Origin of the sequence: Streptomyces sp. NPDC127098 (genome assembly GCF_042722465.1) — a bacterium.
Taxonomy (GTDB): domain Bacteria; phylum Actinomycetota; class Actinomycetes; order Streptomycetales; family Streptomycetaceae; genus Streptomyces; species Streptomyces millisiae.
The window spans coordinates 32435-45403 of sequence record NZ_JBHXFJ010000027.1; the positions used below are offsets into that span (position 1 = coordinate 32435).

The window sequence follows — 12969 nt, forward strand, 5'->3', positions numbered from 1 at the left end:
CCCGCGGCGGGGGGGGCCGGCCCGGCGGTATACACCCCCACCCCCGCGCCACCTTCTATCGGGACGCACCCCCCCCTCACCCCCACCGGGGGTGGGGGCCCGGGGCCGGCCCGGCCCCCCACTCCCTGGGGCTCTCCGGCCCCTGAGGGCCGACGCTCAGCCCTGGCTGCCCACCCGGGCCCGCCGGTAGAGCACCGAACCGCCGACCAGCAGCCCGCCGCCGACCGCCAGAACGGCGCCGAGCGGCAGCTCGCTGCCGGTCTCCGCCAGCTCGCCGTCCGTCGGCTCCGCGGCCTCCTCCTCGGCCGGGGCCTCGGCGACCGAGCCCGCGGGCCGCGGCCCCGACTCGTCCTCGGGGTCGCCCGCCACCGGGTCGTGCCCCTCGGGCGCCTCGGGCTCCGGCTCCCGGTCCCCGGGACGCTCGGGACCCGGCTGCTCCGGCTCCTCGGGACCACGCGGCCGCTCGGGGCCGTCGCCCTGCTCGCACTCGTTGCCGAAGACCGGGTTGAGCACGCCGACCACGTCCACGCTGTTGCCACAGGCCTGGACCGGCACGTCAACCGGGACCTCGACGTTGTTGCCGGAGCCGACGCCCGGCGAGTCGACCGCCACCGCCCCGGCCTCCGCCCCGTCGTCGCCCTGCTGGGCGCCGTGGCCGCCCTGGCCGGCGTGCGAACCGCTCTCGGACACGCACCCGTTGCCGAACGCCGGGTTGAGCACGCCGACCACGTTGACCGTGTTGCCGCAGACCTGGATCGGCGCGTTGACCGGAACCTGGACGTTGTTGCCGGACAGGACACCCGGCGAGCCGACGGCCGCTCCCGCGGCGTCGGAGTCCGCGAACGCGGTGCCGCCCGAGATCGCGAAGACCCCGCCGGCGGCCACCACGGTGAGCAGGCCCTTCCTCGTGACCTGACGCATCTGTAACTTCCCCTGCCTCGTCGTGAGATGGGCCGCGGGGTGGGGGGATGAGGGCACCCACGGCCGAAGTGCGACCGGGCGGCCCCGGCGTGCTGGGCACGCTGTCAGGAACCGCCCGACCGAGCCCTCAAAGGGTGGGGCGAAGCGTCACTTGATGGCGCAGAAGTTGCCGAAGGCCGGGTTCAGGAGGGCAATGATGTCAATCGTGTTGCCACAGACCTGAATCGGCACGTTGATCGGCACCTGAATGTTGTTCCCGGAGATCACGCCGGGGGAGCCGAGCGCCGCGGCGGCCGCGTCGGCGTCGGCCGCCGTGGCGACCCCCGCACCCGCAAGCGCAAGGCCGCTGGCGGCAGCCGCCGTGGCGACAACCTTCTTGATCATTATTTCCTCCTCGTTGACAACGCGGCCCCTGCCGGGCACCGCACAGGTTGTAACGAGGACCCCCGATCATGGGCACTCAGCCTCGAGATCTTTCACCCACTCGGATGAGTTTCGTACTCGCGTCCGCTCGTCAGCACTGGTCGAGGAAGCGGTCGAGCACCCGGGCACCGAACTTCAGCCCGTCGACCGGCACCCGCTCGTCCACCCCGTGGAACATTCCCGCGAAGTCCAGCTCCGGGGGCAGCTTCAGCGGCGCGAAGCCGAAGCAGCGGATGCCCAGGTCGTCGAACGACTTGGCGTCGGTGCCGCCGGACAGCATGTACGGCACGGCCCGCGCGACGGGGTCCTCGGCCACCAGCGCGGACTGCATCGCCTCGACCAGGGCACCGTCGAAGCTGGTCTCCACCGCCTTGTCCGAGTGCACGTCCTCGCGCCGCACCCGCGGCCCGAGGATGCGGTCGACGTCCGCGAGGAACTCCTCCTCGAAGCCCGGCAGGAACCGGCCGTCCACGTGCGCGGTCGCCTGTCCCGGGATGACGTTGACCTTGTACCCCGCGCCCAGCTGGGTCGGCGCGGCCGTGTTCTGCAGCGTGGCGCCGATGATCTTGGCGATGCCGCCGAGCTTGGCCAGCGTCTCGTCCATGTTCTCCGGGTCGAGCTCGGTGCCCAGGGCGTCCGACAGCTCGTCGAGGAAGGAGCGCACGGTCTTGGTCACCCGGACCGGGAACTTGTGCCGGCCGAGTCGCGCCACCGCCTCGCACAGCTCGGTGATGGCGTTGTCGTCGTTGGTCATGGAACCGTGGCCCGCGGTGCCGTCGACCGTGAGCCGCATCCAGTGCATGCCCTTCTCGGCCGTCTCGATCAGGTAGAGCCGCAGGTTCTCGTTGACAGTGAACGAGAAGCCGCCGACCTCGCTGATCGCCTCGGTGACGCCCTCGAACAGCCCCCGGTGGTTGTCGACCAGGTACCGCGCGCCGTGTACGCCGCCGGCCTCCTCGTCGGCCAGGAAGGCCACCACCACGTCGCGCGGCGGCTTGCGGCCGGAGCGCATCCGGTCGCGCACCACGGCCAGCGTCATGGCGTCCATGTCCTTCATGTCGACGGCGCCGCGACCCCAGACGCAGCCGTCCGCGATCTCGCCGGAGAACGGGTGGTGCGTCCAGTCGGCCGCGTTGGCCGGCACCACGTCGGTGTGGCCGTGGATGAGCAGCGCGGGCCGGGACGGGTCCTCCCCCTCGATCCGCGCCACCGTCGAGGCCCGGCCGGGGTGCGACTCGAAGATCCGCGGCTCGAGGCCGACCTCGGCCAGTTGCTCGGCCACGTACTCGGCCGCGGCCCGCTCGCCGGGGCCCGAGTGGTCCCCGTAGTTACTGGTGTCGATCCGGATCAGGTCACGGCAGATGCCGACGACCTCGTCCTCAGCACGCTGTCCGCCTCCGGCACGGCCCGGGGTGGGGGTCGACTGGCTCACACTGCCTCCTCCTGCGATGGGTCTCCCCATCCTCCCCCCACCCCGCGACCAGCCCAAGGCCGGCCACCCTCCGAAGCCCGTGGAGATCAACGACCCCCTGGACTTTGCTATGGTTTCCCTTGTCGCCGGACACACCGGGACTCCGGTCGACACACACCCTGTCCGGGTGGCGGAATGGCAGACGCGCTAGCTTGAGGTGCTAGTGCCCGTTTAAGGGCGTGGGGGTTCAAGTCCCCCCTCGGACACCAGCAGGAACCCCAGTTGACTGGGGTTTTTCTGTTGTCAGGGGGCGCTCGGAGACCCCGGATGAACAACCGCGTGAACAACGGAAGTGATCTTGCTCGTCAGGCGGCGACGGTGGACAACCCGATCCGGTCCGCGCTGGCGGTCGCGAGCCTCTTCGCCGCGACCTCGACCGGGTTTTCCCCTGCGTCCAGATCATTGTTGATCTCGCTGGCTCGGGAGTCCGTGCGCCAGCGGACCGTCACCTTGTCGCCGAGATCCGCGACAACGTGATCGCCCGCGTCGCAAAGGCCAAGCGGGACGGCTCGGGCCTGGCTGGACCGCGTCCAGCAGATCGTGGACTGGGCCGTGGCGCGTCCAGGTCTCCCGCTTTCAGCCGCCAGGGATCCTTCAGGGGCCCTGGCCGGTGACACGGTGGAAGGTCCATCGCTGGTTGGAGCCGCCGCTGTCACGGTACTGGATCAGCGCTGCACCGTCGGCCGAACCACCTCCGCCGACATCGAGCACCTTGCCGCTGTTGCGGTTGACGACGAGAAACCCGCCACCGGCCTGCGGGCGCAACTGCCACTGCTGGCTCGCCCGGCCGTCGGCGGTCGCCTGCACGACCCGCGCGCCGTCCGCCCGCGAAGACCCCGCCACGTCGAGCACCTTGCCGCTGCCGTCGCACATGATGGTGTGATAGCCGTCCCCGGTGGTCTGGAAGGTCCAGTGCTGGTTCGGTTTGCCGGTGTCGGGCCACTGGATCACGGCGGCGCCGTCCGCGTTCGACGCACCGGAGACGTCGGCGACCTTGCCACTGTGCTCGCTGACACACGTGTAGGCCCTGGCGGGTGCGATGGTGTACCGCACCGACTCCACGTCGACGTGGCCGGTGCCGTTCGGGTTGTAGGTGTAGATGCCGACCCGGTCACCGCGGTAACCGCCCCATGTGAGCTGGTAGGTGCCACCGAACGCGGTGAACGTGCTCCCGTCGAGGCTGTAGGAGAAGCGGCTGACCCCGTTCACGTCCCACGAGGTGCGCAGCCACACGGTGTTCTCTGTGATCGCCGGACCGTGGACGAGGCTGCCCCCGACGTTGTGCGCGATCGTGGTGGTGGTCCCGGAGCGCCGGACACCCAACCCGGCGTAGGTCGCCGCGAAGTGACACAGCCCGGCGTGCTGTCCGTCGCCGAGGCCGACCAGTTCGAGGCGGACCGTCACCGTCGCGCCGCCCGCCGGGCGCAGCACCCGCTGGGTGAGCGTGTTCCCGGCCTTGGTCAGGTTGTCGGCCGCCAGCGGTGCGAACGCCTTCAACCGCAGGTAGCCGGGGCGTTCAGTCAACGACCACCGGTCCGCGCACGGCTGGTAGTGCCACTCCCACTGCGGCTTGAGGCGGGTGTCGGTGAACAAGTCGCTGGTCACCACGGGGGGCAGCGCGTCAACCGGCGCGCCTGGTGTGCCGCCGGCAGGCACCTGGCCCGTCCACACCATGGTGCCGATGCCGTCCGCACCCACCGATCCCAGGATCGGCCAGCCGTCCACCCATGTCACCGGCAGCAGGGACAACACGCGCCCCTCCCAGCTGCCATGGCCGTGGTGGGTCACGAAGTGCCAAGCGCCGTTGGGAGCCTGCACCAGTCCGCCCTGGTTGGGCTCGCGGTCCACCGAGGCGTTGACGTGCAGCAGTTGCCTGGTCTCGAAGGGGCCGTAGAGGCTGGAGCCGCGGTTCATCATGAGCACCCGGCCCTCGGACTTCACCTCGCTGAAGAGGTGGTAGTAGACACCGTCGATCTTGTATAGCTTGTTGGCCTCGCTGCCCCGCGACTGGTGGATGACCGTGGACGGGCCGACCAGCGATTTCCCGTCCTCGGACAGCTTGTACAGGTGCACCTTGTAAGCGTCCGCGAAGTGTGTGGTGACCAGGTAGCCCTGGCCGTCGTCGTCCCAGAACGGGCACACGTCGTTCCAGCCGGCGGTCCGCCAGAGCGCGTGCAATGGCTCCCACGGCCCGGTCGGCGACGGGGCCGACGTCATGAAGAAGCCTTCGTCGGGCGTGTTGAAGTACACCCAGTACCGCCCCGCGTGGTGGCGGATGGCCCCGGCCCACACACCACGGCCGTAGCGGTTCATACGGTCCCAGTTCAGCTCGGGTCCGATTCGCGTGACATCGTCGACCGTCCCGCCGAGCGTCCGCCAGTTGACCAGGTCCTTCGAGTGCAGGACAGCCATGCCGGGCGAGTACCCGAACGTGCTGGTGATGCCGTAGTAGTCGGCGCCGACCCGGACGCAGTCCCAGTCGCTGAGGTCGGCCGGGATGACGGGGTTGACGTAGGTGCCGTCGCCCTGGTCGCCCCACGTGCCATCCGGAGGGGTGGCTGCCGCCGCCGTGCTCGATGGCAGCAGGCCCGGCAGCAGGAGGGACCCGGTGCCGACCGCGGCGACCCGGCCGAGCTGTCGTCTGGTGATGTCCACGATTCTGTCCTTGGTGAGGAGTCATGACATGTGACAGGTACTCACGATCGACGAGCACCCGGCGTAGCAGGACTTCCGCCGTGAGGCGTTCGCGCTCGGCCGCCTCCTTGGCCGCCTGACGGCGAACGAGACGGCATGGCCCGCGGCGTACGAGAGCCCGCGGAGCCGAGTGCCGGCAAGCCGCCGCCGGCGCGAAGGCTCAGGCCCAAGGGCTGACGACTCGGAAGGAGCTGTCGTCGCTGAAGAGTTGGGTGGCGTCGTAGGAGTGGAGCCACAGCTCGTTGTCGCGGTGGCGCAGGAAGCGGCCTGGGTAGTTGACGGACTCCAGGCGGACGCTGCCGCTGGCGGTGCCGGGGCGTGGGATGAAGGTGGCGTCCGAGCGGAAGGCCGCCGTGCCGTCGTCGGCGGCGAGGCGGACGCGGAAGTCGTAGTGGCGCAGGTACTGGCCGTTGCCGGCGCGCAGGGAGTAGCCGTTGGGGGCCGCCAGGCCGGGGATGATCGTGAAGGTGGCGTCCTGCTTGACCTGGGTGGTGCTGGCGGCGGTCACTTCATGGAGGTAGCCGAGGTAGCTCTGGTGGCGGATGTAGCGGGTGGGGTAGTTCACCGACTGAAGGGAGCGGGCGCCGGCCGGCAGGGTGGCCGTGCCGGACTCCCGGGCGTGGGTCAGCGTGCCGAAGCCGAGTTCGTCGAAGCCGCCGCTGTTCGGGCCGTAGTCTCCGCCACCTCCCTCGGGCCTGACACGGGCCACCATGTCGCCGGTGTTCGGCATGGCCATGCCGCGCCTGACGGCGTAGTGGTGGTAGACCCGCTCCCAGACCGGGCGCACCTGGCCACGGCCGCCGGTGGAGATGACGGTCTGGTTCACGTTGTCGCAGTTGTTGTAGGTGGTGTACGGCACGTCGTAGCCGAGGTTGTACCGGGCGACGTACTCGCACGCCTTGCGGAAACGGCTGTTGTCGGCGCCGTAGAGATCGACGCCCTGGTTCCAGGCCATCTCGCAGAGGGTGCCCATCAACCCGATGCCCATCAGGCTGTGCGCCTGGTCGCGGCCACTCTCCTGCCACTGCGCCAGGTCGCTGCCGTGGAGGAAGGGAATCGCGTGGGCAAGGGAGCCGTTGCCCGCGCCGTTGTGGAAGTAGTCCACCGCCTCGTTGAACTTGGCCTGGTCGTCACAGAGGATCCCGATGGCCATGATCGAGACCATGTTGCACAGGTCCCAGTTGGCCCAGTAGTGGCTGCTGCAGGTGCCGTTGTGCCGGACCAGGAAGTCGCTGTTCAGGGGATAGAAAACGTTAACCATCATGGTCTGGAACCGGGCCAGGTCGAATCCGGGGTAGCCGCGCATCAGCTCGCCGACGTTGGCGAACTGGTACCCGTAGATGCCTGACGCGAGGCGGGATTCCGAGTACGTGGGGTCGAGGCGCTTCAGTGTCGCCGACCATGCGTTGCAGATGTCCCGGGCGGTGTCGGCGTGGGCGGTCGTGCCGGTGATCTTCCAGCGCAGCGCGTTCTGGTACGCCGCGTGGATGTCGTTGTAGAGGATGTGGTAGTTCTGCGCGCCGCTGCCGCCGCGGATGATCGTCTCCTGCGGGTTGGGCGTCCAGCCGGGGTGGGAATGCGTGTTGGCGACGAGCCGGTCCCAGCCCGCCTTCCAGGGCTGCGCGTCCGCATCCACCTTCGCCCGCGTGCGGTCGAAGTCGGCCTGGGTGTGGAGCGCACCGGGATGGGTGAAGGCCGCGAGGGCGGTGGGCGTCGCGGTGAGGAGCAGTGCGGTTCCGGCGCCCATCGCGGCGCCGGCTCTGAGGAGATTCCTCCGGGTCAGGGGGGTGGGGGGTGTCACGGGTGCTCCTCTACGTCGTCGGGAGATGCGATGAGTGACAGACCGGCGTTCCAGAGTGACAGAAAAGGTTCTCTGCACGGCTGAGGCGAGGAATCCGTCAGCGCTCATGAGCGCTGACGGATTCCTCGGTCGTGCGCAGCTACGCGTCGACGATGTCGCCGTAGATCTCGACCTCGGAGAGGTTGCCGCTCCAGTTCGCGGCGTTGTAGATCCTCAGATACCGGTAGGGGCCTTCGCCCGAGGCGGACTGGTAGCTCCAGCCGTTCGCGGCGGCCCCGGTGAGCGGCTGGGTGAGGTTGGTCCAGGTCTGGCCGTCGTTCGACCCCCGCAGGACCGTGCCGTTGGCCCGCTGCGGGTGGCTGGCGCGCGGCAGCGTCAGCACCAGCTCGGGCCGCACGGCCGCGTCCGCGCCGAAATCGATGTCGTAGTACGCGCCTGGTCCGGTGTTCAGGTCGGCGTATGTGTTGGGGTCGCCGTCGAAGATCAGGTAGCCGACCTCGTCGGCGCCCAGTCCGTTGCCCGGCCACTGCTTGTCGGAGGCGGTGACGGTGGCCAGCCCGGCCACGTCGATGAGTCGTGCGGGGTCCGTGAGGTAGAGCTTCGAACCGTCGGTGGTGCCGTAGAAGGTCGGTCCGGCCCTGCCGTCGGAGCCGGTGTAGTCGACCGTGAGGGTGACCGGGTCGGCCTCGACGTCGTCGAGGCCGACCGAGGCATTCCAGGTGACGCCGTCGTCCGACGTGGCCGCCGCCGATGTGCCCATCACGTCGACGGTGAGAGAGTCGAGCGGCTCCTTCGCGGTGACGGAGACCTCGACGGTGTCGCCCATCGCGATCCTGCCCCCGACGGCCTGGTCGGAGGCGATCGAGGTCGCCTCGATCAGGTTGCCGCTCTCGTGGCGTTCGCCGTAGATGTGGAACTCGGTCATCTCGAACACGCCCCGCACGATCCCGTAGAGGACGTCCGGCTGCTGTTCGAGCATCTGGACCTTGATGTACCGGAACCGGTCGTCCTGGAGGTCCTCGGCGACGTCCAGGGTGTTGAAGTCCTGGGTGAACTCCGTGACCCCCGGGGTGAGCCGGGTCCAGTTGGTGCCGTCGTTGGATCCGAACACCGTCGAGTTGGCGAGGCGGTCGGCGAAGATGTTGCTCTGGAATCCGAACTCCGTGGCCGAGACTGTGAAGTCGGGGCCGAAGTCGAAGGTGTGCGACATGTTGACGGCCTGGGGGTATACGGTGCCGGTCTGTTCGTCGCCATCGACCATGTTCACGACACGGTCTCCGGTGGTGGAGGAGGCGACGAGCCCCGGGTAGTCGAGGCTGCCGTCCAGATCGGTCGTCGGCGAGAGCAGGCGCAGCCCGTCGACGGCGGCGACCAGGTCGGCCAGCGCTGCCAGGTACTCGGCGTCGGAGCCGTGATTGCGCAGATCCCGGGCTGTGTCGTCGACGTCGGTGTAGGCGGCCTCGGTCGCGGACTCGTACCTGGTCCGGCGGTTGTACCCGTCCTCGGCGAGCGCCAAGGCACCCCTGCGGGCGGCTGCGGCGGTCAGGGTGACGTGGCGGGCGGCGGCGTTGGTGCCGTCGTCGGCGGCGACAGTGACCGTCCAGGAGCCGGCCTCGGCCGGAGTCCAGGTCAGGGTGCCGGTGTCCGGGTCGAGTTCGGCGCCGTCGGGGAGCCCGGTCGCGGTGTGGGTCGTGCCCTCGGCGGCGGTCGCGGCGAGGTCGGCGGTGACGTCGGCGCCGGCCCAGCCGACGATCCGGTCGGCCGCGTCCTCGGGAAAGACCGGCCCGGTGAGCTCGGCTTCGGCGTTGATGTTGATGTGGTCGATGTCGACGGCGGCGCCTTCGGCCTCGATGAACAGGATGTCGTCCATGGGTCCGTCGACCGTGACATAGCGCCATTGGCCGCCGGTGTCCGGCACGATCACGGGGTAGTCGCGGTTGATGGTTTGGCCGTTTCTGGGGGTGCGCAGGTGCATCACGGCCTCACCTTCGGTGCGGACGAGGAAGCCGAGCCGCGGGCGGTTGGCCTGGCCGCTGAGGTAGGCGATCTTCGCGCCGTCGGCCATGCGCACGTAGCCGTCGCCGGTCTCGACGTCCCCGGCCAGGTGCGTGTAGCGGTCCTCGACCTCAAGGAGGTTGGGGTTGTCGCCCAGCGGCGGGACCGACTCCCCGGCCGCCTCGGCGGGCGCGAACAGCCACGAGTCACCGCCGCCGTCACTGCCATCCCAGGAGTTGTTCACCGTTCCGCCGCGGAAGTACAGCGGGCCGGGGCGTTTGGCGTAGGCCTCGGCGAAGTAGGGCGCCATCGCCTCGACGTCCCTGCCGAGCGTGAACTTGTAGTAGTAATAGATCTCCCAGAAGCTCGCGGTCGCGTACCGGCCGCGGTAGCCGTCGGCGATGTGGTTGTAGGTGTCGCGGATCGTGCCGTCCGGCGAGATCGCGTAGCCGACCGGCGTCCACTCGGTGTCGTAGCCCTGCATGAACTGCCAGAAGTAGTCGGCGGCATCCAGAATGCGGTCGTCCAGGAACTCGTAGGGCCCCACCGCGTCCTCGGCGGTCGAGACCGTGCCGTCGACCGGGTCCACCTGCGTGTCCTGGGCGAGCAGCATGCGGGCCAGGACCGCGAAGTTCGTGAGATCGCCGCCGCCGTGCGCCTGGTCGCGGCCCATCTCGACATGCTGCACGTGCGGGTCGTCGATCGGCTCGCCGGTCCTGTCGTTCCTGTCGACCCAGCGGAGCAGCCGCGCGATGGAACCGTTGAAGCCCTCGTCCTTGGCAGTCGAGTTGACGGTGAACCACTCGACCTTCTCCTCGTACAGGGCGGTGTCGTCCATGAAGATCGCCCCGGCCATGGAGCCCATCAGCGGGTAGTTGTGCTGGTTCATGAAATGGTCCGGAGAGGACATGAACGTCTCGATGGACGGCACGATGAGGTTCTCCGTGAGGGCCTGGGTGTCGGCCTCGGTCCACGGGTTGGCCTCGTCCGCGCCGCAGCTGGAGTAGCGCAACAGCTCGGCGGCGGCGACCATGCGGAAGAGCGGGACGCCGGTGTAGATGTGCGAGTCGGCGTGGTACTCGTACTTGGCGGGGTCCATCTGCGCCCAGATGCGGAGGATCCCCAGGGCATTCGCGCGGTGGACCTCCTTCCCGGTGAGCACGTACATGACCGCCTGCGTGTAGGCCTTCAGGCCGTCGGAGACGAAACGCCCCTTCATGCCCGCGTTGAACGCGTCGGAGGCGGGCCTGGTCGGGTCGGACCCGGCGTTGGAGGACCTCACGTTCTCGCCGGCCGCGGCGGACCGCCTCATGGCCTCGAACGAGGAGGTCCACGGCTCAGCGCCCGCGGCGATCTGCTGGCGCGCGTTCTCCAGGATCGGCTCGGTCAGGCCGACGCCAGGGTGGACGAACCCCTGCTCGCTGACGGTCGACTGGATCGTCACGTCGCACGTGCCGGGTTCCTGCCCGGTGGCTTGCCGGTCTACCGCGAAGAGGAGTCCGGTGACAAGCAGGAGCACTGCGGTGAACGCTCGGAATCGTCGGCCCCGGCCGCCTGTGGCGGCAGCATTCTGATCCACAAAAGGCACCTTCTTCGTTGAAGTGGAGCGTATGAGCACGTGTAGGGATTACGTGATGCCGCGGCCGCGGTGCGGGCTTGACGTTTTTGAAAGCCACCACAGGCCGAGCTGCCGGAGGCCACGGACGTTCGTGAGGCGTACGAGGTCATGCGGGGTGAGGGCGGACGCCCGCCAGCGGGCGTCCCCGGTCACTTGAGGCTGCCGAGACTGACCCCCGTGCGCCAGAAGCGTTGCATCGAGAGCATCAGCACCACCATCGGGATGAGGGAGATGATCGAGCCGACCACCACCATGCCGGTCAGGTCGACTGTCTGGTCCTGCTTCACCTTCAGCCAGGAGTAGAGGCCGAGCATGACGGTCCACTTCTCGCTGCTGCGCAGGAAGACGAGGGGGCCGAAGAAGGAATTCCACATCCCGACGAATCCGAGCAGGAAGATGGTGGCCGCACCCGTGGACATCAGGCGAGCGCCGATCTGGAAGAAGATGCGATACTCGCCCGCGCCGTCGAGGCGGGCCGCCTCCAGCAGCTCGTGGGGAATGGCTCCCTCGGCGTACACCTTGGCGAGGTAGACCGAGAAGGCGTTGAAGAAGCTGGGGACAATGATCGCGGTCGGAGTGTCGATGAGGCGCAGGTCGGTGTAGAGCAGGAAGGAGGGAATGGTGAGCAGTGCGCCGGGGACGAGGAAGGAGCCGATGATGCAGCCCATCAGGAAGCCGCGTCCCCGGAAGCTGTACATCGCCAGGCCGTATCCGCAGGCGACGGAGATCAGTGTCATGCCCGCCGTGCCGACGATGCCGTAGAAGAGTGTGTTCCACATCCATGTCACGAAGATCCCGTCCTGGTGGGTGAAGAGATCTTCGAGGTTCTGCAAGAGGTTGAACTCGGCGAACCACATGCCGTTCGAGGTGTAGAGGTCCCGCTGCGACTTGGTCGCGGAGACGACCAGCCACCAGACGGGGGCCAGGGAGTAGAGGGTGAACAGGGCCAGGCCCGTGATGATCAGGGCCCGGGTCCGCCGGGTGGTCCGGGCCCCGTCCGCCGCGGTGCCGCGCATGGTGCGGCGGCGGACGGGGGGGTTCCCCGGCCGTCCGGTCGATGGTGTGGCCGGCTCGGGCTGGGTGGCCGTCGGGTGCGTGGCGGAGGTCATGAGGTGGGCGCCTTGTTCGTGAGCCGGTAGAAGAGGGCCGAGACGGAGCCCACCACGAGGGCCAGGATGATCGACAGGGCGGCGGCGTAGTTGAACTCGCCCTGCGCGAAGGCCCAGTCGTAGATGGCCATGATCGGCGTGAAGTCGCGGGTGACCGTCTCCGGGGTCATCGAGCGGAACACCACGGGGTCGCTGAAGATCTGGAGCGTTCCGATGATGGCCAGCACCGTGGTGAGCACCAGTACGCGGCGGACCATCGGAATCTTGATCGACCACGCGACACGCCATTCCGACGCACCGTCGACGTACGCGCTGTCGTAGATCTCACGGGGAACCGACCGCAGCGAGGCGTAGATGATCAGCATGTTGAAGCCGATCGCGCCCCACGCCATGAGATTCCCGATCGAGACCCAGATCATCTCGCCGCTGTAGAAGTTGGCGTCGATGCCGACGGCGTCGAACATCGGCGTGAGCGGGCCGACGTCCGGGCTGTAGACGTAGACCCAGATCAGCGTGGCGACGATTCCTGGAATCATGTAGGGAATGAGCAGGGGCAGCCGGAAGAAGTTCGCGGCGCGCCGCGTGGCGGCGTCGAGCAGCAGCGCCAGGAGCACGCTGAGGATCTGGATCGCGGGAATGCAGACCAGCGCGAACAGCGCCACCCGCAGCATCGACGCCCAGAACCGGCCGTCCTGGAATCCCTCGATGAAGTTGTCGAGGCCGACGAACTCCACCGTCTTCTCGCCGAAGCCGAGCCCCGAGCCCTGCTCCCGGTAGAAGCTCTCCCGCAGCGCCATCGCCAGGGGTACGACGGTGAAGACGACGAATCCGAGAAAGAACGGCAGGGTGAACGACGCGCCCTTGAGCGCCACCAGCCGGTGCCAGCGCGGCAACCAGCTGGAGGGCGACTTTCGCTGATCGACGGAAGCGGCCACGG

The 12969-nt window shown here is 68.8% G+C and carries 9 protein-coding genes and 1 tRNA gene; 2 read left to right on the plus strand and 8 right to left on the minus strand.

The window, feature by feature from the left end; genetic code table 11:
- Positions 1-156 precede the first annotated feature (156 nt).
- The 3 genes from ACFWI8_RS18655 to ACFWI8_RS18665 form a co-directional block, all read right to left on the minus strand.
- Positions 157-921, minus strand: a complete 765-nt coding sequence (locus ACFWI8_RS18655; protein ID WP_387092466.1) for a chaplin — start codon at positions 919-921, stop codon at positions 157-159.
- A 147-nt stretch (positions 922-1068) separates the two neighbouring features.
- The gene (locus ACFWI8_RS18660; RefSeq protein ID WP_387092468.1) at positions 1069-1305 is read right to left on the minus strand and encodes a chaplin; all 237 of its coding nucleotides are present in this window, start codon (positions 1303-1305) and stop codon (positions 1069-1071) included.
- 130 nt (positions 1306-1435) lie between these two features.
- Positions 1436-2806 carry a M20/M25/M40 family metallo-hydrolase gene (locus ACFWI8_RS18665; RefSeq protein ID WP_387092471.1) on the minus strand — a complete coding sequence of 457 codons (1371 nt, stop codon included), beginning with the start codon at positions 2804-2806 and terminating at the stop codon, positions 1436-1438.
- A gap of 130 nt (positions 2807-2936) precedes the next feature.
- Between ACFWI8_RS18665 and ACFWI8_RS18670 the strand changes: the two genes are divergently transcribed.
- Together ACFWI8_RS18670 and ACFWI8_RS18675 are read left to right on the plus strand one after the other, a co-directional pair.
- Positions 2937-3024 (plus strand) — tRNA-Leu (locus ACFWI8_RS18670).
- Positions 3025-3082: 58 nt separating this feature from the next.
- Positions 3083-3292 carry a hypothetical protein gene (locus tag ACFWI8_RS18675; protein ID WP_387092474.1) on the plus strand — a complete coding sequence of 70 codons (210 nt, stop codon included), beginning with the start codon at positions 3083-3085 and terminating at the stop codon, positions 3290-3292.
- A gap of 117 nt (positions 3293-3409) precedes the next feature.
- Here ACFWI8_RS18675 and ACFWI8_RS18680 read toward each other — a convergent pair whose 3' ends face one another.
- From ACFWI8_RS18680 to ACFWI8_RS18700, 5 genes are all read right to left on the minus strand, one after another.
- Positions 3410-5470, minus strand: a complete 2061-nt coding sequence (locus tag ACFWI8_RS18680) for a family 43 glycosylhydrolase (RefSeq protein WP_387092477.1) — start codon at positions 5468-5470, stop codon at positions 3410-3412.
- A 199-nt stretch (positions 5471-5669) separates the two neighbouring features.
- Positions 5670-7310 carry an AbfB domain-containing protein gene (locus tag ACFWI8_RS18685; RefSeq protein WP_387092480.1) on the minus strand — a complete coding sequence of 547 codons (1641 nt, stop codon included), beginning with the start codon at positions 7308-7310 and terminating at the stop codon, positions 5670-5672.
- 139 nt (positions 7311-7449) lie between these two features.
- Complete coding sequence (locus ACFWI8_RS18690; protein ID WP_387092483.1) at positions 7450-10824, minus strand: putative Ig domain-containing protein; 3375 nt, start codon at positions 10822-10824, stop codon at positions 7450-7452.
- A 248-nt stretch (positions 10825-11072) separates the two neighbouring features.
- Positions 11073-12032, minus strand: a complete 960-nt coding sequence (locus tag ACFWI8_RS18695) for a carbohydrate ABC transporter permease (protein ID WP_387092485.1) — start codon at positions 12030-12032, stop codon at positions 11073-11075.
- Positions 12029-12967 (minus strand): carbohydrate ABC transporter permease, encoded by a 939-nt coding sequence (locus ACFWI8_RS18700; protein ID WP_387092488.1) that lies wholly within the window; start codon positions 12965-12967, stop codon positions 12029-12031. The genes ACFWI8_RS18695 and ACFWI8_RS18700 overlap by 4 nt, the downstream gene beginning before the upstream one ends.
- Positions 12968-12969 lie beyond the last annotated feature (2 nt).

Bases quoted from the DNA above. Each gene is read 5' to 3' on its own strand.
- ACFWI8_RS18655 (WP_387092466.1), bottom strand. From the start codon at position 921: ATGCGTCAGGTCACGAGGAAGGGCCTGCTCACCGTGGTGGCCGCCGGC.
- ACFWI8_RS18660 (WP_387092468.1), bottom strand. From the start codon at position 1,305: ATGATCAAGAAGGTTGTCGCCACGGCGGCTGCCGCCAGCGGCCTTGCG.
- ACFWI8_RS18665 (WP_387092471.1), bottom strand. From the start codon at position 2,806: ATGGGGAGACCCATCGCAGGAGGAGGCAGTGTGAGCCAGTCGACCCCC.
- ACFWI8_RS18675 (WP_387092474.1), top strand. From the start codon at position 3,083: ATGAACAACCGCGTGAACAACGGAAGTGATCTTGCTCGTCAGGCGGCG.
- ACFWI8_RS18695 (WP_387092485.1), bottom strand. From the start codon at position 12,032: ATGACCTCCGCCACGCACCCGACGGCCACCCAGCCCGAGCCGGCCACA.